Annotated in this window: 20 protein-coding genes and 1 riboswitch; of the genes, 12 read left to right on the forward strand and 8 right to left on the reverse strand. The window is 36.2% G+C overall.

Going from position 1 to position 21,458, the window contains the following annotated elements:
- Window positions 1-2,938 (forward strand): beta strand repeat-containing protein (locus tag GWK10_RS14685; RefSeq protein ID WP_164033152.1); only part of this gene is annotated, 2,938 nt, incomplete at its 5' end.
- A 101-nt stretch (window positions 2,939-3,039) separates the two neighbouring features.
- Here the strand turns inward: GWK10_RS14685 and GWK10_RS14690 are convergent.
- The gene (locus GWK10_RS14690; protein WP_164033153.1) at window positions 3,040-3,864 is read right to left on the reverse strand and encodes an OmpA/MotB family protein; all 825 of its coding nucleotides are present in this window, start codon (window positions 3,862-3,864) and stop codon (window positions 3,040-3,042) included.
- Window positions 3,865-3,942: 78 nt separating this feature from the next.
- Window positions 3,943-5,805, reverse strand: a complete 1,863-nt coding sequence (locus tag GWK10_RS14695; RefSeq protein ID WP_164033154.1) for a TonB-dependent receptor plug domain-containing protein — start codon at window positions 5,803-5,805, stop codon at window positions 3,943-3,945.
- 66 nt (window positions 5,806-5,871) lie between these two features.
- Window positions 5,872-6,133, reverse strand: a riboswitch (cobalamin riboswitch).
- 233 nt (window positions 6,134-6,366) lie between these two features.
- Between GWK10_RS14695 and GWK10_RS14700 the strand changes: the two genes are divergently transcribed.
- From GWK10_RS14700 to GWK10_RS14735, 8 genes are all read left to right on the forward strand, one after another.
- A complete protein-coding gene (locus GWK10_RS14700) occupies window positions 6,367-7,530 on the forward strand; it encodes an ABC transporter substrate-binding protein (RefSeq protein WP_164033155.1) in 1,164 nt (387 codons plus the stop codon).
- A complete protein-coding gene (locus GWK10_RS14705) occupies window positions 7,531-8,562 on the forward strand; it encodes a FecCD family ABC transporter permease (RefSeq protein ID WP_164033156.1) in 1,032 nt (343 codons plus the stop codon).
- A 5-nt stretch (window positions 8,563-8,567) separates the two neighbouring features.
- Window positions 8,568-9,350 (forward strand): ABC transporter ATP-binding protein, encoded by a 783-nt coding sequence (locus tag GWK10_RS14710; protein WP_164033157.1) that lies wholly within the window; start codon window positions 8,568-8,570, stop codon window positions 9,348-9,350.
- Between the two features lie 36 nt (window positions 9,351-9,386).
- Window positions 9,387-10,706 (forward strand): DNA recombination protein RmuC, encoded by a 1,320-nt coding sequence (locus GWK10_RS14715; RefSeq protein ID WP_164033158.1) that lies wholly within the window; start codon window positions 9,387-9,389, stop codon window positions 10,704-10,706.
- Window positions 10,699-11,247, forward strand: a complete 549-nt coding sequence (locus GWK10_RS14720) for an acyl-CoA thioesterase (protein WP_164033159.1) — start codon at window positions 10,699-10,701, stop codon at window positions 11,245-11,247. The genes GWK10_RS14715 and GWK10_RS14720 overlap by 8 nt, the downstream gene beginning before the upstream one ends.
- A 40-nt stretch (window positions 11,248-11,287) precedes the next feature.
- The gene (locus GWK10_RS14725) at window positions 11,288-11,743 is read left to right on the forward strand and encodes a nuclear transport factor 2 family protein (RefSeq protein WP_164033160.1); all 456 of its coding nucleotides are present in this window, start codon (window positions 11,288-11,290) and stop codon (window positions 11,741-11,743) included.
- 55 nt (window positions 11,744-11,798) lie between these two features.
- Window positions 11,799-12,632 carry a LytR/AlgR family response regulator transcription factor gene (locus GWK10_RS14730; protein WP_164033161.1) on the forward strand — a complete coding sequence of 278 codons (834 nt, stop codon included), beginning with the start codon at window positions 11,799-11,801 and terminating at the stop codon, window positions 12,630-12,632.
- Between the two features lie 172 nt (window positions 12,633-12,804).
- A complete protein-coding gene (locus GWK10_RS14735) occupies window positions 12,805-13,497 on the forward strand; it encodes a hypothetical protein (RefSeq protein WP_164033162.1) in 693 nt (230 codons plus the stop codon).
- Here the strand turns inward: GWK10_RS14735 and GWK10_RS14740 are convergent.
- Entirely contained in the window at window positions 13,475-14,326 is an 852-nt protein-coding gene (locus tag GWK10_RS14740) for a DUF5777 family beta-barrel protein (RefSeq protein WP_164033163.1), read from the reverse strand. The two genes, GWK10_RS14735 and GWK10_RS14740, sit on opposite strands and share 23 nt — an antisense overlap.
- A 132-nt stretch (window positions 14,327-14,458) precedes the next feature.
- Here GWK10_RS14740 and GWK10_RS14745 point away from each other — a divergent pair, with 132 nt between their 5' ends.
- Both GWK10_RS14745 and GWK10_RS14750 read left to right on the forward strand, forming a co-directional pair.
- Entirely contained in the window at window positions 14,459-14,827 is a 369-nt protein-coding gene (locus GWK10_RS14745) for a hypothetical protein (RefSeq protein ID WP_164033164.1), read from the forward strand.
- Window positions 14,828-14,830: 3 nt separating this feature from the next.
- The gene (locus tag GWK10_RS14750) at window positions 14,831-15,370 is read left to right on the forward strand and encodes a YceI family protein (protein WP_164033165.1); all 540 of its coding nucleotides are present in this window, start codon (window positions 14,831-14,833) and stop codon (window positions 15,368-15,370) included.
- A 65-nt stretch (window positions 15,371-15,435) separates the two neighbouring features.
- Here the strand turns inward: GWK10_RS14750 and carB are convergent, their stop codons facing one another.
- Both carB and rpmH read right to left on the reverse strand, forming a co-directional pair.
- The gene (carB, locus tag GWK10_RS14755; protein WP_164033166.1) at window positions 15,436-18,288 is read right to left on the reverse strand and encodes a carbamoyl-phosphate synthase large subunit; all 2,853 of its coding nucleotides are present in this window, start codon (window positions 18,286-18,288) and stop codon (window positions 15,436-15,438) included.
- Window positions 18,289-18,390: 102 nt separating this feature from the next.
- A complete protein-coding gene (gene rpmH, locus GWK10_RS14760; protein WP_164033167.1) occupies window positions 18,391-18,549 on the reverse strand; it encodes a 50S ribosomal protein L34 in 159 nt (52 codons plus the stop codon).
- A 210-nt stretch (window positions 18,550-18,759) separates the two neighbouring features.
- Between rpmH and GWK10_RS14765 the strand changes: the two genes are divergently transcribed.
- Window positions 18,760-19,275, forward strand: a complete 516-nt coding sequence (locus GWK10_RS14765) for a DUF2892 domain-containing protein (RefSeq protein WP_164033168.1) — start codon at window positions 18,760-18,762, stop codon at window positions 19,273-19,275.
- Between the two features lie 99 nt (window positions 19,276-19,374).
- On the opposite strand, the gene GWK10_RS14770 is transcribed toward GWK10_RS14765, so the two are convergent.
- The 3 genes from GWK10_RS14770 to GWK10_RS14780 all read right to left on the reverse strand — a co-directional run bounded on the left by GWK10_RS14770 (window position 19,375) and on the right by GWK10_RS14780 (window position 21,429).
- Complete coding sequence (locus tag GWK10_RS14770; RefSeq protein WP_164033169.1) at window positions 19,375-19,743, reverse strand: sulfite exporter TauE/SafE family protein; 369 nt, start codon at window positions 19,741-19,743, stop codon at window positions 19,375-19,377.
- A gap of 1 nt (window position 19,744) precedes the next feature.
- On the reverse strand, window positions 19,745-20,689 hold the full coding sequence (locus GWK10_RS14775; protein WP_164033170.1) for a lytic transglycosylase domain-containing protein: 945 nt from the start codon (window positions 20,687-20,689) through the stop codon (window positions 19,745-19,747).
- An 80-nt stretch (window positions 20,690-20,769) separates the two neighbouring features.
- A complete protein-coding gene (locus GWK10_RS14780) occupies window positions 20,770-21,429 on the reverse strand; it encodes an alpha/beta hydrolase (protein ID WP_164033171.1) in 660 nt (219 codons plus the stop codon).
- Window positions 21,430-21,458 lie beyond the last annotated feature (29 nt).

The following is a 21,458-nucleotide window of genomic DNA, read 5'->3' on the forward strand; positions in this document are numbered from 1 at the left end:
TCCTGATCCGTTTGATACTAACGTTCCTAATACGTATACATTAACTTATTCAGCTACAGGAGCTACTAATGTGACTAGAACTGTTGTAGTTAATGCAACTCCAGTAGCTTCCTTCACCGTCGATCAATCGACAATTACAGAAGGTAGCATGGTTAATTTTGATGCTTCTGCATCGACTGCTAGCAGCGCAATTACCTATAACTGGGATTTTGGTGATGGATCGCCAATCCAACAAACCACAAACCCAACTATTTCTCACCAGTACAGTAGTAATGTTGGTTCTCCATTTACTGCAACTTTATCTATTGAAGATGCTAATGGGTGTACTTCTGCAACCAATGCTAGTCAAGAAATAACAGTAAACCCCGCCACTTCTCCGTTTATCGATCTTGGGGCACTTCCAGCGACTGTGACACTATGCCAAGGAGCTATTTTTACCGATACTGTCTCAGCTGAAGATGGAAATGGGAATATAATTCCTGTTACCACCACATCTTCTCCTGATCCGTTTGATACTAATCTGCCTGGAACGTATACTTTGACGTACTCAGCAGCGGGAGCTACTGATATGACAAGAACTGTAGTAGTCAACACGACACCAGTTGCTTCGTTTAATGTAGATCAGTTAACAATTACCGAAGGTGAAACGGTAAACTTTGATGCTTCTGCCTCGACTGCTAGTAGCGCAATTACCTATACATGGAACTTTGGTGATGGATCGCCTATACAAACTACAACAAATCCGACGGTTGATCATACTTATAGCACAAGCGCAGGATCTCCTTTTACAACAACACTTACTATTGAAGATGCTGATGGGTGCACAAATACAAATACAGCTAGCCAGGAGATTATAGTCAATGTAACAGGTTCTGCAACAGTATTAATTAACAGTGCTAAGAACGCCAGTTACGTGACTGAAAATGTACAAATTACTATCGATATTGATGAAACAAATGGGGGTAATGGGCCTTACACTGCCGGATATAGAAACGCTACAGGTTCTTTTGACCTATCTAATGGCACGAGTATTAACGTGGATACAGATATATCTATTGGCAATAACATTACTAATTGGACTTTTATAGGAAATGCCGCTTTTGATGCTAGTTTTGAAATTTATGTAAAAAATGGAGCTGGAGAAGAAATTGGATCAAGCACAATTAATATTGCGGTACAAACTTTTACAATTAACTTAATACCCGATACTGATCCAATTAATGCGGAAGTAGGTAATTCAGTTGATTTTACCTTGTTTATCGGCGAAGTCAATGGACAAATAGGGAATCAGTACAACATAACAATAAATACAGATCAAGGCACAGATGGAACTATTAATGCTGGTGGAGATAGCTCGACAGGTACCCTAACCATAAATAATCAGTCACCTGGAAGCCCAATCAGCATCTCATATATAGGGACTACAGCAACCAATCATGCTATTTCGGTTTCAGTAGTACCGGTTTCTTTTAACGGTCTTTCAAGAAATGAAAATAGAAATATCAATTATACCTCAACAGCATTCCCATTTACTTTTAGTGCCAGCACGGTAACAGTAAATCCGTTTTTATTCTTTAACAACGAAATAGATATTAATCTAAATATTACTCCTGCCGGTCCAGTTGGTGGTGGGCAACATGAGGTACGATTTACTGGAGATCTTGCTGGAGGACAGATACTAGACCAATCTAATAATACAGTGAGTCTCAATACCTGGACTTCCGTAAATAATTCAAATCTTACAGTTTGGAAATTTAGGGCAGGAACATCTATCGGTATTGCTGATTTAAATTTTGAGGCGCGCAATGCTTCGGGCGGAACAGTTACTGGAAATCCTCAGAACATCAACATTAAAATTATTGATTTTTCGATTACCGTTAATCCGACAACTACGATTACAGAAACTGCAGGTACTCAGGTTACCAATCTAAGTGTACGAATTGACCCTACAGATACCTCCTTCATATCCGCTTACGACCTAACCATTGCTTCAGATCAAGCTGATGGTATATTTAATTCAGGTGATACCCATATTACCACTACTGTTAATGGAGGCGCAAGCTTTAACTTTAATTATACAGGAACATCTGTCAATCTTCACAATTTGAGTATATCAGCCACTCCAGTTGGACAAACAGAACCAATAAGAACAAGCGCCTTCAGAATTGACTATGTAGCAGGGAATCAACCTCCAATAGCCCAAAATGATTCATTTATTATACAACAAAATTCAAGTCAAAACCTACTACTGGTATATGCTGACAATGGATCAGGTATTGATGAGGACCCTGAAAATGATGATTTCATCATAAATCAAATTCCTTCAAATCCTAGTAAAGGAATAACGGCAATTCAAGGTGATGCAATTAACTACGTCCCTACGAATGGAGAATTTGGCAATGATACATTTACGTACAATTTAGAAGATATTAATGGTAATGTTTCAAATGACGCCACGGTTTCGGTATTTATTAATAGGCCTCCAACAATAAACCCTCAATCGGTTACAAGATTAATCTCTGATCGATCAGGTACTTTATTGATTTCTATTAACTCACTAACCAACGATCCGGACGGACATACCGTACTTTTGAATGCTGTCGGTACGCCTTCTAATAATGGTGGCACTGCAATAATTGGGACTGGTCAACAAACAATTGTATTTTCTGGCAATGGAGGTACATGGGCTACTTCAACCTTCACCTATCAAGTTTCAGACGGGTTTGGTGGGACAGCTACGGGGACAGTTATAGTGGAGTTTGATCCAGGCACAGGACCCGATCCTTGCGATAATTGCCCTCCAGGGACGTCATGCACTAACTGTGACATATGTATAAGCCCTATGCAGGCATGCCCTCAAGCACCGCCCAAAGAAGGACGTAATCCAATAAAAGTGGAAAAAGTGAATAAAGGAAAGGCTAAAATAGAAAAACAATAATTCGATTAGAATGGTTCTCAAAAAACTACTCCATTTGAAATATAAAATAAAAAAACCCAACATATAGCTGGGTTTTATTTTTTTTTAAAATGGACTAATATCTACAACTCACTCTCCATCAAAGCAAAAAACTTATCTAAATCAGGAATAATTACGATTCGTGTTCTTCTGTTTTTAGCCATGTTTTCCTTAGAATTATTTTCAGCTAAAGGAACATAACTACTTCTACCAGCAGCTATCAATTTAGACGGATCTACCTCATACTTATCCTGTAATAGACGGACAATTGATGTAGCACGTTTCACACTTAAATCCCAGTTATCAAACATATCTGGAGTTCTAATGGTTTTAGAATCAGTATGTCCTTCAACCATTACTTCGATACTTGGCTCTTGGTTGATGACGTTTGCCAATTTTTCAAGAATGGTATTTGCTTTTTCATTTAATCGGTAACTACCACTATTGAACAAAAGCTTATCAGAAATATTGATCATCACTACTGTTTTGTCAACATTGATATCTACATCATCCTCATTATCAGCAATCGTTTTCTTCAAATTATGGGAGATCGCTAAATTAATCGAGTCTTCTAAACTAGCTGCATTTGCAAGTAATGATGGATCTACCTTAGAAAGCGTATTCCTCATTTTCTGTTTCGTAGTATTGCTCATTACTGCAACATCACCAACACTCGTTAACTGGCTATCGTTTAATTCTTTTAACGAATTAATGCGATTGTTATATTCCTCAACCCTAGCCTCTATTTTAGAAACCTTTGTTTCCAGTTCTTCTTTCTCTACTTGAGTTTTAACTAGTGTACTTTTCGTATTGCTTAATTCCGTTTCAAGTGCTACATACTTCTTTTTTGCAACACATGATGACAACATCAAGCTGACAACTGCACTGAATACTACTACTTTTTTCATTTAAAAAACCTTTAAGATTAATTGATTAGGCTTTATTTACGAGAAAAAAGGTGTCCGCGGTTTACAGAATTACAATTTTTATAGATTCAATATAAATCCAAAGCGAACATTTCTTCCTTTGGTAGTAAATCCAATTACTTCCAAGTACTCCTCATTTAAGAGGTTAGATACGCCAACAAAAAGTTTCATTCGCTTTGTTAATTGATGATTTGCATATATATCTAATAAAGCAAAACTATCTAGGTCAACATTAGTGAACGTACTAAAATCAGTATCCACTCTAGATGATGTATACTGATACTGAAGTGAGGCAAATGTCTTTTCGTTAAACTGATATCCTACAGATGCATTAATCTTGTTCTTAGGCAAACGCAAACGCACTTGATCGGGTCTCTCAATAAACGTATTATTTACTGTAATATTTAAATTTTTAATAGGCAGGTAGTCGATCTCTACTTCGACTCCTCTTGCCTCAAAATCATCTGCAACATTTTGAAATTCTCCAGCGAAAGTGGTGAAATCCACAACCACAAAATCAATAAAATCTTTTTCTTTTCGACTGAAAGCAACACCACTAATTCTAAAATTATCATCCTTGAATTCTAAACCTAGTTCAAAAGTTGTATTTGTCTCAGGATCGAGATCAGGATTTGCCCCAAAAGGACCGAAAAGTTGTGATAAATTAGGAGTAATAAAAGAGGTGGCATAACTACCAAAAGCCTTGATGTATCCATCTCCAGTTCTGAATACATAGGATGGGTTGACATTGTAAATAAAATTACTGCCATACTCACTATGATTGTTAAGGCGAACTCCCGCATTTAAATTCAATCCAAATTCTGAAACATAGACTACATTGGCATAAGGATCAGTCGTTGTGGTTTCCTCTTCAATTGTATTGAAACGTGTTTTTTGTTTGATATAATTGACACCTACAATGGTATATAGCTTATCATTAAAAGTGTATTTATTAAATACATCACCAACAAGTGTTTGCGAATCGAATGTATTAGGAAAATCGCTATTGATTTCTCTATCGATGTCGTTGATTGCAACATTAGCAGTTACACTTCCTTTTCCATAATTGTAGGTCGGAGCAATACGAAAACGAGTTTGTTCTGAGATTGATTCAAAATCACGATCAGCTCCATCAAAATTATCGAATGCAGCATTGAATTTATCATAATTGAATCCGAAGTCAACTTTGAATTTTTCCGAAACTTGATAGCCAATTCCTGCAATCGCATTTATTCTTGAAAAAGGATCGCTTTCGCCATTTAAGCCAGCTGACAAACCATCAACACTTTGATGACCAAAGCCAACATTCGCTGATACTTTGTCCGATTTCCCAAATAGATTTACTTGATTTGAGAAATCATTAAAACGGTAATCATCCTCATTTTCAGCTTGATTGGTTCCAAAAGAAGAATTGATCGTCGCTCTTAAACCATCAGCGCTTGCTTTCTTGGTCGTAATATTAATTACTGCACTGGCGGCAGCAGTTCCGTATAACGTACTAGCAGCTCCCTTTAAAATTTCGATACTTTCAATTTGATCCAACGAAATTAATCGTAAATCAAATTCGGCATTTACATTACTGGGGTCAGATACTTGAACACCATCAATAACCACAAGTACTTGACGATTGTTGCCACCACGAACAAAGGTCCCTAGGACCGAACCTGCATTACTTCGGCTTCCGTTAATTTCGATACCGCTTTTAGTATTAATCAATTCTACCAAGGTGCGACCTTGATTTCGTTCGATTTCTTTTTGATCGATCTTAATAACGGTTTTTCCGGAATTTTCACGCTTTAATTCAAATCGCGAATCACTTACTACAACCTCTTCTAGTTGTTGTTCTTTTACTTCCTCTTGTTGCGCAACGGCAACAGTACATGTGCACACTAATGCACCAAAAGACGCTAATCTTTTAATCATTTTAAATTTTCTAAAAAGGAAAAAGTATGAGTTTACCCATACGTCAACTTTATCCCGAAGTTTGACAATAATTAATGAATAAAGGCAGGTCTCCTGGCTTATCTAATATCATTTTACCTTCCCATCTCTCCCGATAGCTATTGGGATAAAACAGTGGTTTTGCAGTAATAATACCTTTCAATAAAGAAAGTGCTAATACGAGTTCAGCATAGAATCACAGTTGCGGGAACAGCTCAAGATTTCAATTCAGAATTCCGAATTTTAACTCGATTCCCTTTTAATTCTCATTCACCAATGTGAATTTGAAACCAAAATTCGCTGCGAAATTAAACATTTTCATCTTCTACATACTTCAAATTTTAAATAATACCACATAAAATTCTAAAATCACACTAAAAGAATTTGAATTGTGGCGTGGACAGATGAATAAGAAAGTGTAAGCATAGCAACAGCTACGGTTTCATTTTATTATGAAATAAGGTCGCGATAGAAACTAATTATTTGTGTTAGTTTAGAACTTATGCGGTATAGTCTTACTTTTGATATTCTAACCGTGTCACCATGAGATATTTTTCATATCTAACCTTGCTATTGCTTTTTTTCATTGGGTGTAAAAAACCGATTGACAAAAAACTACCGTCCCTGAATACTCCAGAAGTCAACGAAGTAAATAATCCCGTTACTATAAAATATGCAAGTGGCCTTGAACTAGAGAAAAATTCGAATTTTACCGTTGTCACTATCAAAGATCCATGGCCAAACGCAGAAAAAAGCTTTAAATACGCCATTATCAATAGAGCAAAGGCCGCAGCGACCACATTCGCTATTGTAGAATATGATGCCATTATTTTAACACCAGTGGAAAAACTAGTTGTCACGTCTACCACGCATATTCCATCCCTAGAAGCGCTTAACAGTCTTGACGCCCTAGTTGGCTTTCCGGACACAAAATATATTTCATCTAAGGCCGCTAGAACAAAAATTGATAATGGAACAATAAAAGATATTGGAAATAATGAAAGCTTAAATACCGAAATGTTACTGTCTATTGAGCCAGAACTGGTCGTTGGTTTTTCTATCAACAACGATAACAAGACCTATAATACGATTAAAAAAGCGAAAATTCCTGTATTGTACAATGGTGATTGGACAGAGAAGACTCCCCTTGGGAAAGCGGAATGGATTAAATTGTTCGGTTTGCTTTTTGAAAAGGAACAACAAGCGGATCGTATTTTTAAGCAGATTGAAACTGATTATCTAGAAGCTAAAAATTTAGCCAGTACAATCACAAGTAAGCCAACAGTTTTAAGTGGGGCCATGTACAAAGACATTTGGTATTTACCGGCGGGAGAAAGTTTTCAAACGCAGTTTTTAAAGGATGCTAATGTTAATTACTTGTGGTCGGACACTAAAGGAACAGGAAGTCTTTCGCTCAATATTGAATCAGTTTTAGAAAAAGGAAAGAAGGCCGATTTTTGGATTGCCCCTGGGCAATTTGAGTCCTATGAAGACATGAAAAATGGTAGCGAGCATTATTCACAATTCGATGCATTTAAAAACAAAAAAGTGTTCAATTTTACACTAACCAAAGGAGAAACGGGCGGAATTTTATATTACGAACTCGGGCAAAACAGACCAGATCTTGTTTTAAAAGACATGATTAATATTTTTCACCCTGGCTTACTAGAAAATTATCAAGCTACCTTTTTTAAGCCACTACGTTAATTGTCAAATAACAAAACATATCACCTTCAATTTGTAATGCTAAGTTTATTAGTATTAGTATTATTTGTTGTAAACATCAGTCTTGGTTCCGTCCATATTGCATTTGATACTATTCTTTCTTCCTTATTCGATTTTAATGATGAAGGAAGTACTCAAACTTATATCATTCAACACTACCGATTGCCAAAAGCCATTACAGCAATTTTGGTAGGCGCAGGATTGGGTATTAGCGGAATGCTTATGCAAACACTGTTTCGAAATCCGCTTGCAGGTCCTTTTGTACTTGGATTAAGCTCGGGTGCCAGTTTAGGTGTCGCTTTATTAATTATGGGAAGCGGCCTTTTTGGCGGAATTTTGGCGACTACACTGCTTTCATATTGGGGCATTACCGCCGCAGCAGCAATTGGTTGTTTTGCGGTTTTATTGTTGGTAGTTTCTGTTGCAAATAAAGTTCGTGATACCATGGCAATTTTAATTATCGGATTAATGTTTGGTAGTCTCACGGCAGCATTTGTAAGTGTTATGGCTTACTTTAGTAGTGCCGAGCAGCTTCAAAAATATGTATTCTGGTCCTATGGTAGTCTTGGTGACCTAAGTTGGAATGAACTGGCTTTGTTTACAGTGGTATTTTTAATCGGACTTCTTCTTAGTATTCTTTCCATCAAATCTCTGAACAGTTTGTTACTTGGTGAAAACTACGCGCAAAGTCTTGGCCTTAAGATAAAACGATCCCGCTTTATCATCATTATTGCCACCAGTCTATTAGCAGGGAGCATTACTGCTTTTGCGGGGCCAATCGCATTTGTAGGACTTGCCGTCCCACATTTAACAAGGCAAATTTTTAATACTACAGATCATAAAATCCTATTACCTGCCATTGCATTATATGGTGCCATACTCATGTTGTTATGTGATAGTATTGCCCAAATTCCATTTAGCCAATATACCCTTCCTATAAATGCTGTAACATCTTTGGTTGGAGCTCCCGTTGTTATCTGGTTATTGGTGAAAAAACGTAAAATGATGTTTTGATTGATATGAAAAATCCCATTTTACAAATTCAAGATTTAAGTATTGGCTATAAAGAGTCAGGAAACGAAACTGTCATTTCTCGAGAAATAAATGTCGATTTTGAGAAAGGTAAACTAATTGCCATTGTTGGCGCTAATGGCGTTGGAAAGTCTACCTTATTAAGGACGTTATCCAATTTACAGCCCGTATTATCTGGTTCCATTAAAATTGATGATCAACCACTCGATCTGTTGAAACCAGTTGAACTTGCTGCAAAATTAAGTCTGGTACTTACAGAACAAATCGCTTCTAAAAACCTTACAGTATCAGAAATTGTGGGACTTGGGAGACAACCTTACACCAATTGGCTTGGTAAATTGTCTCCAAAAGACAAAGAATTGATAGAACAATCACTTGCTGCAACTCATACTTTAGAGCTTGCCGATAGAAAATGTCATCAACTTAGTGATGGGCAGTTTCAAAAAGTAATGATAGCTCGAGCTTTGGCACAAGAAACGCCCCTAATCATACTTGACGAGCCAACTACTCATTTAGATATGTACCACAAAGCATATATCTTAAATCTTCTAAAAAATCTATGTGTGGAGTTTGATAAAACAATCATTTTTTCAACACATGAAATCGAGCTTGCACTACAATTATCCGATAACCTACTGGTAATGCAGTCTGATAAAGTCCAGTTTGGGACTCCTAACAGTTTGATCGAAACAGGAGTTTTTGAATCGCTTTTTCCAAATGATCTCATCGTTTTTGATAAAAAAACTGCGTCGTTTAAAGTGAAAAAATGATTTTCGATATGTCGGCTTTGATGTATCTTTATCAACATGAATGAATCGCTTTACACTTTTTTAATTATCGCCCTTGCCGCAGCCATTGGTGGTGTTATTGGTTTCTTTTTATCCAACTTTAAAAACAAAGCTACTACGAGTACTTTAGAAGAACGTCAATCTCAATTAGGTGAAAAAATCAATGAACTTCAAGGTGTCAATCAACAAGTAGTTTCTGAAAAAGAAAAAATCCGAGAAGAAAAGGACTTCTTCCAAAATCAACTGAGTATGAAAGGGGTTGAATATGACAACCTCCTTCAAAAAAATAACGAACAGAAAGAAGAAGTTGCCAAACTACAGGAAAAGTTTACAAAGGATTTTGAACTACTAGCCAATAAAATCCTGGAGGAAAAGTCAACCAAATTCACCGAGCAGAACAAAGAAAATATTAAGAATATTCTCAATCCGCTTCAAGAAAAAATAAAAACATTTGAAGAAAAAGTAGATAAAACCCATAAAGAAAGTATCGACTACCATGCGGCTTTGCGTCAACAAATCTTCGGATTAAAAGAGCTGAATCAGCAAATGAGTAAAGAGACTCTTAACCTCACAAAAGCGCTAAAAGGTGATAGCAAAATGCAGGGAAACTGGGGAGAATTGGTGTTAGAACGTGTTCTAGAAAAATCTGGTTTAGAAAAAGATCGGGAGTATTTGGTACAACAAAGTTTTACTCGAGAAGATGGCAGCCGTGTAATGCCGGATGTCATTATTAATTTACCTGGGAATAAGAAAATGATTGTCGATAGTAAAGTGTCATTAACTGATTACGAGCGTTATGCAAATGCGGATGATGATGAGCAACAAGCCTATTTAAACGCACATGTAAATTCACTCAAACGCCATATTGATCAACTTTCTGATAAAAATTATCAAGATTTATATGATATCGAATCGCCTGATTTCGTGTTGCTTTTTGTTCCAATAGAACCGGCATTTGCAGTTGCATTAAATGAGGATAATTCGCTTTACAATAAGGCTTTTGAAAAAAATATTGTTATCGTCACTCCGTCAACATTGCTTGCCACCTTGCGTACTATTGACAGTATGTGGAATAACGAGAAACAGCAACAAAATGCAATCGAGATTGCAAGACAAGCTGGTGCTTTATACGACAAATTTGAAGGATTGGTAAAAGATCTTACTGGTGTAGGCAAGAAGATAGACGATGCTAAAAAAGATTATAGCGCAGCCATGAATAAACTTGTTGAAGGTCGTGGAAATCTTATTACGAGTGTTGAAAAATTAAAGAAAATGGGAGCCAAAGCGAAAAAATCGCTTCCGGAACCTATTTTAAAAAGAGCAGAATCCGATGACTAAGTCAACTATTTATAAACATGTAGAAGAATCACGTATCACTATAAGTGAGTTGATGCTTCCCTCCCATTCCAATTTTAGTGGAAAAATTCATGGTGGGTACATTCTTTCGTTAATGGATCAGATTGCCTTTGCCTGTGCCTCTAAACATTCTGGCGTTTATTGTGTTACTGCATCTGTAAATACGGTAGATTTTAGAAATCCGATCGACGTAGGTGAATTGGTTACTATGAAAGCATCTATTAATTATGTAGGAAACACCTCAATGGTTGTTGGAATTCGAGTAGATTCGGAAAACATTCAAACCGGGGAAACAAAACACTGCAACTCTTCCTATTTCACGATGGTCGCCAAAGATGAAAATGGGAAAACAGTTCCAGTACCAGGATTAATAATCGATAGTGATGAAGAGATCAGGCGTTTCATTAGATCGATCAAAAGACAAGAAATGGCACACGAACGTAAATCAGAATTTGGTGAAGGAAAGTTTGACGCAAAAAAATATATTGATCAGCTAGAAAATTACAATGTGAAAGTTATGTAACCAATAACGGTCGACTAGATCGATCACAAAGACTATAATCATGAGAATTTTAATAATTGCTCTATTAATCGGAATGAGCATCCAAATTTCGGCGCAGGAAAAAGAAGTGGCTATTGAGGATGTCACTAAGGTTTCTTATAACTATATCGATGCATTTTATAAGGTTGATACAACTCTCGCATATCAAAGCGTTCATAAAGATCTGCGAAAAGTTGGTTGGTGGTACAATGACAAAACAAAAAGCTATAGTGGTCCTTTAGAAATGCCATTTAATAAGTTGGTTGATCTAGCAAAAAAATGGAATTTAAAAGGAGATCGCACTGATGCAAATAGCATAAGAGAGGTGAAGGTTTTAGAAGTTTCCGACAAAATAGCGGTAGCAAAAGTTAGCGCAGTTTGGGGTATCGATTACCTAAATCTCGTTCGCACCGATGAAGGCTGGAAAATAATTAATATCGTGTGGCAGTCGAAACCAAAGTTTTCTTTAAACGAGTAGTTCGTTTTAAAATGCGATTTATCAACTAAAAATAAATTAAGGAGATTAACCAATATTGACAACCCAACCATTTTACTTCAAAGAAGCAAACCGCTTTATACCATACATCGCAGTTATTGGTATAGGAATAGGTACCGCTAATTATTTATTGAATGGTGATCTAAATTGGGTACAATGGGTTATACAATCCTTATCTACAAGTTTTATTATTGGATATAGCTTAGTGCTCATTGTATTGAACAAGCCTTGGTTTTTGTCTCATCTTAAAACAAATTTCAAGCTTTATATCTTCTTGACGTGTGCCTTTTTTATTAGTGGTGTTTTAGCGACGGAGATGGAGCATACAATAAGATCATTAATTTTTCAAAATCAACAATTTCAGCCTTTTACGGGAGGCAAAATGTACTTGTTTAATGGGATTATTGCCTTAATACTAGGCTACAGTTTCTTTCAAAACAAGCTACTTAAAACTAAAGACGCAAAGTCAGTACAAAATAAAGAGCATTTCGACATTCAGAATAATGAAACCGATCTTTCCTCCACAACTAATTCAATTAGCAAAATTCCTGTTAAGCAAGGTGAAAACATAGTGCTTATTCCTATTGAAAATATCTTTTATTTCGAAGCCTATGATAACTATTCTTTTGTGTACATTGACCAAGGTGAAAAAAAGCTTTGCGATTATTCATTAATTTTTCTAGAAACACGTCTAAACAAAAGTTTCGCACGAGTACACCGGAAGTATATTGTAAACGAAAACCATATTAAACAAATTAAGCCTCATTTAAATGGCCGTTATGTCATTATGTTCGATGACAAGAGGATTCCATCAATCACAAGCAGTAAAGGATATTTGTCAACAATTAAAAATCTTATCAAAATCCAATAAGTAGTTCCAAACTACATTGTTTTACGAAATAATTTCGCCCATTTTTTAGGAGCACTTACCCATCGTTTGGGCTATTCGCCATATTTCACTTTTTCCATTACTAACATTTCAATTATTTGCGCTTGAATTGCCTTATTAAAGGGAAATTCGTTCATCATAAAAGCTTTGAAACATGGAAATCGTACACAAGTATAACATAGTGATTCACATTATCACAGGTTGTATTGCTCTTGCACTCGGACTAGTCGCGTTATTAAGTACAAAAGGAGGTAAACTACATAATACAAGTGGCAAGTACTTTTTAAGGTTGATTGCCTTTGTCATTTTAACTGGTCTAATAGGTGTATTTGTATTTAAAAGAAATTCCTTTTTGTTGGTGATAACCGTACTAAGCGGTTATGTTTCGTTTTCGGGTTATAGAGTGCTAGTATTAAAATCAAATACACTTAAAAGTATTGATGTTTTAGTAGCAATGGCAAGTCTTTTAGTGCTAGCCTATTTTTTATACTATTTTAAATCTATTGGTATGATATGGTCTCCAGTTATTATATATAGCGGTGCAGGCGCATTACTGGTAGTTGTTATGTATGATTTTTTAAGATATCTAATTCCGAAAAAGAAATATGAAAAAAACCGAATCTGGCTTTATGAGCACGTATATAAAATGACCAGTGCATTTTCGGGTCTTTTAGCCGCTTTTGTCGGTACTGTATTTGATCAATATCAACCGCACAGTCAATACATTCCTTCTGTCTTAGGGATGATGATTATATTCGGATTTATGATATATGTCTATAAATATGGCTTGAAAAAAGATCTAAAATCTAGTCGCTCTAGTTCAACTAAAAAACCCGACTCAAATTAAATCCAAAAAAGAAATTGCCTTCTGTCCAATCCCCAATAGCATTGCCCAAATAACCACTTTCATAGGTTTGTTGCGCATTTGTAAAATGTAGCTGAAATACATGACCCCCCGTTTCTAAATCAAAACCAATTGATAGCGGGTTATTAAAATCTGAACCACTAGCCCGGTTTAAATGCAAACCATAATCCATGTTGAAACTCCAACGTTTTGTAAGCTTGTATCGTCCCCCAAAACCCAAGGCGAATTGAGTATTATCTTGAGTAGGGAAATCCACAAACCCTTCATTAAAAACAGTGGATATCAATTCAAAAGAAAATCGCTCAGAGAATTTTCTTGAAATTAAAATTTGTTGTGTGACTGATAATCGATCACTAGATGATAAACCTGGAATTAGATCCTCGTCTAAACCAGTGTTTAAAGCAAATTGTGAGTAGCCGACGATGGTAACTGGAAATCCACTTTCCTGTTGACTCATAAATCGATATTTTATCGAAAGATCATAGGTTTTATCAACCGAACTTCGCGATATTCCGGCATTAAGCCAATCGCTTAAGCCATAAATAAAGCTCAATCGTGTATTCGCATTATCAAGTCCGAAAAAATCCTTTATTCCAGTTTTCACACTTCCGAAACGGTGTGCAACTACAAAATAAAAGTCTTTCTTAGCAATCATTTTTGTCGACTCAAAGTTGACAATTTTCAATCCTTTAAAAGCAGATATAACGCTCAAATCATCACCTGCATCAGTATCGATCTCGTCGAGTAACGTATTTTGGGAGAAGCTAGTAATCGGGATAAAAATGAATAATAGGAAGGATAATTTCGACATTATCAAAACAATTTAATTGGATTTAACAGGTCTAATTTCATCATTTTATTATTAATACATCGGATTTTTAATATAAATTGACTACAATAATTTACCATATTTTTCAGTTAAAGAACCTAAACCGTTTAATCTATGAACCCCAAAAGATTTTTAAACCGACTAGTAACCCTTTCATTAATAGCGAGTACCGTCTTTTTATACAATTGTAATAAAGATGATGACAATCCTGAAGAAATGCAAGAAGGGGAAACGCCAACATTTACAGCAGACATTCAGGGTATAATGGCTGGAAATTGTACGGGATGCCATGCAAGTACTCCTACTAACGGTGCACCAATGTCGCTCGTTACCTATAATCAGGTAGTTGACGCTGTCAACAATCGTAATCTAGTTAGCAGGATTAATAGTACAACTGCTCCTATGCCGCAAACTGGTAGAATGAATGCTACACTACGTCAAACCATCGAAGACTGGGTAAATGCAGGGATGCCTGAAAATTAAGACATGCTTCGGGTACTATGCACGTTGTTTTTGGTTACCACAACCATTGTTACAGCACAAAACAAATACGAAACCAAAAATGGTATCGTAAGTTTTAATGCGTCTACACCATTAGAAAATATTACGGCTGAAAATATCCGAGTAAAGGCATTGCTGAATACCGATACGGGTGAATTTGCTGCATTACTATATGTACGCCAATTTGTTTTTCCTAATGCCTTAATGCAAGAGCACTTTAACGAGAATTATTTAGAATCAGACAAATTTCCCAAAGCAACTTTTCTAGGAAAGCTATCTGATTTTGATTTAAAAAAACCTGAAGGAAAGTATATACTAAAAGGGAGTTTTATGATTCATGGTGTTGAGCAATCTGTAGAAACCACCGTTGATATTGATACGCAAGATGAACATTTAAAACTGTCTTCATCTTTTATAATTAAACCTGAGAATCACGATATTAAAGTACCAAAATTAGTCTTTAAAAAGATTGCTCAAGAAGTGGCTGTAAAAGTCGATTGTTTATTAAAAGAAATCGAAAAATAAGTAATAAAAAAGTCGGTTTAAACTTTCAAGTTCAAACCGACTTTTTTAGTTACAATCCGAGTATTTTATTTGGATAAATACATCTTCCTTCTTGAATACAAATTGTAAAATTCGTCGTCCTTCAAGCTATCGATGAATAAGATACTCTCACCTGTACTTTTCATTTCAGGCCCTAATTTCTTATCTACATTCGGGAATTTGTTGAACGAGAATGCCGGTTGTTTGATTGCATAACCATCTAAATGCGGTTTAAAATCAAAATCGGTTACTTTCTTTTCACCTAGCATAACTTTGGTGGCATAGTTTACGTATGGTTCGCCATAGGCCTTCGCAATAAATGGAACCGTTCGCGATGCTCTTGGATTCGCTTCAATGATATATACTGTATCATCTTTTATCGCAAATTGAATATTAATAAGACCTACTGTGTTAAGTGCTAAAGCAATTTTCTTAGTATGGTCTTTAATTTGTTGCATTACAAATTCACCTAAATTAAATGGCGGCAAGGTAGCATTTGAATCTCCTGAATGAATACCACAAGGTTCAATATGCTCCATGATTCCTATGATATATACATTTTCACCATCACAAATTGCATCGGCTTCTGCCTCAATAGCACCATCTAAATAATGATCTAGCAACAGTTTGTTATTTGGTATTTTTCTTAGCAAATCGACAACGTGCTCCTCCAATTCTTGCTTGTTAATCACAATCTTCATTCCCTGACCTCCTAAAACATAAGATGGTCTAACCAAAATCGGGAAATCTAGTTTATCCGCAACCGCTAGTGCTTCATCTGCAGTTTCTGCGATATCAAATTCTGGATACGGAATGTTATTTTCTTTTAATAAAGTAGAAAAGCTTCCTCTATCCTCTGCAAGATCTAATGATTCGAAACTTGTACCGATAATCTTGATTCCATATTTAGATAATTTCTCAGCAAGTTTTAATGCAGTTTGACCGCCTAACTGGACGATTACACCTTCCGGTTTTTCATGACGGATGATGTCATATATATGTTCCCAGAAAACTGGTTCGAAGTATAATTTGTCAGCTGTATCAAAATCTGTTGAAACCGTTTCCGGATTACAATTGATCATTACGGTCTCATAACCACATTCTGCCGCAGCTAAAACCCCGTGGACGCAACAATAGTCAAATTCGATACCTTGCCCTATTCTATTTGGACCAGAGCCTAAGACTACAATTTTCTTTTTATCAGATACCTCGCTGTCATTTTCAACATAACGCGTACCATCAGGAGTCTCAATTTCTGCTTCGAAGGTCGAGTAATAATAAGGAGTCATCGCTTTAAACTCCGCCGCACAGGTATCAACTAACTTATAAACTCGGTTAATCTTTAATTCAGTTCGTTTATTATAAACCTCGCTTTCATAGCAGCCGAGCATGTGGGCAATTTGTCTATCGGCAAATCCTTTTTGCTTTGCTTCTAGCAATAAGTCTCTATCCAGGCTGGCAATTGTATACGTGCTAATCTCTTTTTCCAGCATATACAATTCTTCATACTGACGCAAATACCACATATCAATTTTTGTGATATCGTGGATGCGACTTAGAGGAATTCCCATTTGAATGGCATCATAAATCACAAAAACACGATCCCAGCTAGCATGTGTTAACTTGCTAATGATTTGATCGTAGTCTTTATATCCTTTTCCATCAGCACCAAGTCCGTTTCGTTTAATCTCGAGGGACTGGGTTGCTTTATGAAGTGCTTCTTGAAAAGAGCGTCCAATTCCCATTACCTCACCTACCGCTTTCATTTGTAAACCAAGCGTACGATCGGAGCCTTCAAACTTATCGAAGTTCCAACGTGGAATTTTTACAATTACATAATCTAAGGTTGGCTCAAACAAAGCCGATGTCGACTTCGTAATTTGGTTCTCTAATTCATCTAATGAGTATCCAATAGCCAATTTAGTTGCTACTTTTGCAATAGGATATCCTGTTGCTTTAGATGCCAACGCAGAGGAACGAGACACACGCGGATTAATCTCAATTGCAATAATATCTTCTTTATCATCTGGACTAACTGCAAATTGTACGTTACAACCACCTTCAAAATCACCAATACTTCGCATCATTTTGATTGCTAAGTCACGCATTTTTTGGTAGGTAGTATCGGACAAGGTCATTGCTGGTGCTACCGTAATAGAGTCTCCAGTATGAATTCCCATAGGATCCATATTCTCAATCGCACATATAATAACAACGTTATTGTTTTTATCTCGAAGCAATTCTAATTCATATTCCTTCCACCCCATCATAGCCTTGTCGATCATGACTTCATGAATAGGTGATATTTCAAGACCGCGACGTAATAGGTCATCAAAATCTTCAGGCTTATAAACAATTGATGCTCCTGCACCTCCTAAGGTATATGACGCTCTAATTACCAACGGAAAACCAAACTCTTGTGCAATTTCTTTCCCTTTTAAAAAGGAGGTTGCTGTTGCTTGAGGCGCCATACCAACACCAATTTTCAGCATCAACTCACGAAATTTCTCACGATCTTCAGTAATATTAATCGCATCGATATCCACACCAATAAGGTCGACATCAAAATCTTTCCAAATCCCTTTTTCGTCAGCTTCTATACACAAGTTTAGGGCTGTTTGCCCTCCCATTGTAGGAAGCACCGCATCAATTTGTGGATGCTCTTTAAGAATTTGAATGATGGACTTGGTAGTAAGCGGTAACAAATAAACATGATCGGCCATTGAGGGATCGGTCATGATAGTTGCCGGGTTTGAGTTGATCAATATAGTTTCAATACCATCTTCTCGTAATGATCTTAGTGATTGAGATCCCGCGTAATCAAACTCACACGCTTGGCCGATTACAATTGGGCCAGATCCGATGATAAGGATAGACTTTAGTTTTTCGTTTTTTGGCATGAAAATGTATCTTATATGGTGTGTAAAATTATGAACTGAATGGGTACAAAAAAAGGCGTTACTTGTAAAAGCAACACCTTTATTATTAACAATTGTTAATCATTATTTCTTGTGACGAGGATCAGATGACACAGAAATTTTCTTTCTGCCCTTTGCACGTCTTCTAGCTAGCACCTTTCTTCCACTAACAGATGCCATACGCTCTCTAAAACCGTGTTTATTACGTCTCTTTCTCTTCGATGGTTGAAATGTTCTTTTCATTGTATAAGTGCTTTACGCTATCGTTTCTTCTTTATTAAAAAATCTTGTGGATAAACTACTCCTCAAAATCGTGCGCAAATATACAACAACTTTTTACTTTGACAAGCTAGTGGATTAAAAATATATTGCAAAAAAATTAGTTTCTTTGCAGCGCTTAAAAATAGTAGCTTTTTAAGGCTTTAAAAGTAGTATTTAAACAATAAAACGTACATGTTTCATAAAAACATAAAACTTATTATTACTGCAATCATTGTTGGTATCGCAGTTTGGCAATTTTCCGAAGGTGAAATAGGAAATGGTATTGCACTTATCTTATTATCCTTAATTTTTGTTTTTCTTTATTTTAGAAATGAATTTATCCTTCTCGCTTTCTTCAAATTGAGAAAACAAGATATGGCGGGCACACAAAAATGGCTGTCGTATATCAAGAAACCCGAAGCGGCTTTAACTACCAAACAGCAAGGGTATTTTAATTACTTGCACGGTATTATATATTCTCAAACCAATTTAACTCAAGCCGAAAAGTTTTTTAAAAGAGCTTTAAAGCTTGGTTTGTCTATGGATCATGACATTGCCATGGCAAAATTGAGCCTTGCAGGGATCTCGATGCAAAAACGTCGCAAGCGCGAAGCTACTACTTTGCTACAAGAGGCTAAGAAGTTAGACAAGCGAGGTATGCTTAAAGAGCAGATCAAGATGATGCAGCGGCAGATGAAGAAAATTTAGTGTTCAGTCGGTGGTAACAGTTTGCAGTGGCAGTTAAAAACTGGAAAATCGCATTCTTTCATCTTGTTTCTTGGGTCCTGCTTCTTGCTTCAAAAAATTTTATTTCCCAAAAATCATTTTCATAGCAACAATCAACATTACACCACCAAAAACCTTACGAAGCATTTTCTGGTCGATGTTCACGGCAAACTTAGAGCCAAAATAGCCTCCAATAATAAAAGTTGCTGAAATTAGAAATGCGTATTTCCAATTAACATGTCCGGCTTTGTAGTAGTTCATTACTGCTAGTATAGTTACAGGAGGAAGCATGGCTGCCAAACTTGTACCTTGAGCCTCGTGCTGCGTAAAACCAAGTAAAATAGCCAATAAAGGCACCATTACGATACCTCCGCCAATGCCAACTATACCGCTAAGTACTCCGGCAAGAATACCAATAACGATTAGCCAGACAATTACCTGTGTGCTCATTTTATTCCTGCTTATAATAGCCTTCTTTCGGTAAGGTGATGTAGTATAGTTTTCCCGACCTATTATTCAGTTTGTTTTCTCGTAACCAAGGATTATGAATTTTAAGCACCTTATAGTTTATCCCTTTATTCTTAGACCACTCAGCAAGATTTGGAATAGGTTCTTCTACCGCTATTTTATAAGTCGGAATAGGTTGATACAAATCATCCTCAGTAAAATTGAAACCGTATTTTTTAGGATTATTTACAATTTCTTTGAGTGCCACAATGCGAAATACATAACGTCTTCCGTTAGGTCCTAATAATAAGTCGTAATAGCTATTAGCTTTCTGGCGTTCCAGTTCTTTACTAATTCCAAACTGACCATTATGATACGACCCAGCAGCTAAAGTCCAGCTACCAAAACGTTTTTTAGCCTTTTTAAAGTAGGCACAGGCTGCACGGGTTGCCTTTTCTAAATTATTTCTTTCATCAATATTTTCATTGATCTCTAAGCCGTTTTCTCGCCCATAAGCTTTCATGATCTGCCAAAACCCTTTTGCGCCTGCTGGTGAAGTCACATTTTCCAATCCGCTTTCAATTAAGGCTAAATATTTGAAATCTTCTGGCACGCCTTCCTCTTCTAAAATAGGTTCAATAATGGGAAAAAACTTATGTGCGCGTTTAAACATCAACAATCCATTAGATTGCCAATAGGTATTTACCAATAACTCGCGATCCATACGTTCATAAACATCAGGATCTTCCAGCGGCATTTTTTCACCTGCAAAATCAAGATTGTCAGGAATAGATAATGCGTATACATTATAATCGTTTGCAACTTTAGCTGCAGACGTTGGTTCTTTTTCTTCTTTTACTTCATTTTTCTTGGCGCTTACTGCATTGATCAACATAAACAATACTGCAAATGCACCAATACCAATAAGGGATTTCTTTAGCAACTTCATAGGGGTAAATTTATTTTCAAACTTTAAGTAAGATCGGTTTAAATATACAGAAATTCATCAATTGAGACTATTCCTGTTAATTACGATAAGATTAAATCGGGTAAATTCTCGTTGAACCACTTGTATTTGTTAATAATCATAACATGAGTCCCCCCCTTTACGTTTATATGATCTTTAATATTTGAAACTGGAAAAACACCATCCTTGTCACCATGTATATGTATCATATTGTCAACATTTTTTGGCGCCGACCAGTTTACGATATTGTGAATGGACCAGTCTAAGTAATACTTATCGCGTACAGAAAGATATTTTTCGTACAACTCTACACGTTTAGTAACGACTTCTCCGAAAGCATATTTTGCAAGAAAGTCGATATTATTTATTAATCCAGTTGGCAGTAATTTGTACGCCTTAGTTTGCTTGGCAAGTTTCATTCTTACAGGCAACTCATTTTGATGCTTTACGCTGCTTACTACGACAACTTTTCTAACATTAATATGCTGGCTAATTTCTTGTACCAAAATTCCTCCGAAAGAAACCCCCACTAAAACAGGGTCTTTATGCTCGATTTTCTCGCTCATTCTTTTGGCATAAGCGGATAACTTTTCCCTCTTTAAGGGAATTTCCCAGCTTAATAGGTGTATCTGAAACGTTTCTTCTGGTAGTTTAATATGTTCAAAAATACTTGGATTAGCAGCCATTCCTGGCATCAAATACACATGTATCAAGTCTTGCATTACGTTAATTTTGAGAGAATAACAGAGAA

The organism is Spongiivirga citrea (genome assembly GCF_010671565.1).
Lineage (GTDB): Bacteria > Bacteroidota > Bacteroidia > Flavobacteriales > Flavobacteriaceae > Spongiivirga > Spongiivirga citrea.

Coding starts and splice junctions, on each gene's coding strand:
- GWK10_RS14690 (WP_164033153.1), bottom strand. CDS start 3,864: ATGAAAAAAGTAGTAGTATTCAGTGCAGTTGTCAGCTTGATGTTGTCA.
- GWK10_RS14695 (WP_164033154.1), bottom strand. CDS start 5,805: ATGATTAAAAGATTAGCGTCTTTTGGTGCATTAGTGTGCACATGTACT.
- GWK10_RS14700 (WP_164033155.1), top strand. CDS start 6,367: ATGAGATATTTTTCATATCTAACCTTGCTATTGCTTTTTTTCATTGGG.
- GWK10_RS14710 (WP_164033157.1), top strand. CDS start 8,568: ATGAAAAATCCCATTTTACAAATTCAAGATTTAAGTATTGGCTATAAA.
- GWK10_RS14715 (WP_164033158.1), top strand. CDS start 9,387: ATGAATGAATCGCTTTACACTTTTTTAATTATCGCCCTTGCCGCAGCC.
- GWK10_RS14720 (WP_164033159.1), top strand. CDS start 10,699: ATGACTAAGTCAACTATTTATAAACATGTAGAAGAATCACGTATCACT.
- GWK10_RS14725 (WP_164033160.1), top strand. CDS start 11,288: ATGAGAATTTTAATAATTGCTCTATTAATCGGAATGAGCATCCAAATT.
- GWK10_RS14735 (WP_164033162.1), top strand. CDS start 12,805: ATGGAAATCGTACACAAGTATAACATAGTGATTCACATTATCACAGGT.
- GWK10_RS14740 (WP_164033163.1), bottom strand. CDS start 14,326: ATGTCGAAATTATCCTTCCTATTATTCATTTTTATCCCGATTACTAGC.
- GWK10_RS14745 (WP_164033164.1), top strand. CDS start 14,459: ATGAACCCCAAAAGATTTTTAAACCGACTAGTAACCCTTTCATTAATA.
- GWK10_RS14750 (WP_164033165.1), top strand. CDS start 14,831: ATGCTTCGGGTACTATGCACGTTGTTTTTGGTTACCACAACCATTGTT.
- carB (WP_164033166.1), bottom strand. CDS start 18,288: ATGCCAAAAAACGAAAAACTAAAGTCTATCCTTATCATCGGATCTGGC.
- rpmH (WP_164033167.1), bottom strand. CDS start 18,549: ATGAAAAGAACATTTCAACCATCGAAGAGAAAGAGACGTAATAAACAC.
- GWK10_RS14765 (WP_164033168.1), top strand. CDS start 18,760: ATGTTTCATAAAAACATAAAACTTATTATTACTGCAATCATTGTTGGT.
- GWK10_RS14770 (WP_164033169.1), bottom strand. CDS start 19,743: ATGAGCACACAGGTAATTGTCTGGCTAATCGTTATTGGTATTCTTGCC.
- GWK10_RS14775 (WP_164033170.1), bottom strand. CDS start 20,689: ATGAAGTTGCTAAAGAAATCCCTTATTGGTATTGGTGCATTTGCAGTA.
- GWK10_RS14780 (WP_164033171.1), bottom strand. CDS start 21,429: ATGCAAGACTTGATACATGTGTATTTGATGCCAGGAATGGCTGCTAAT.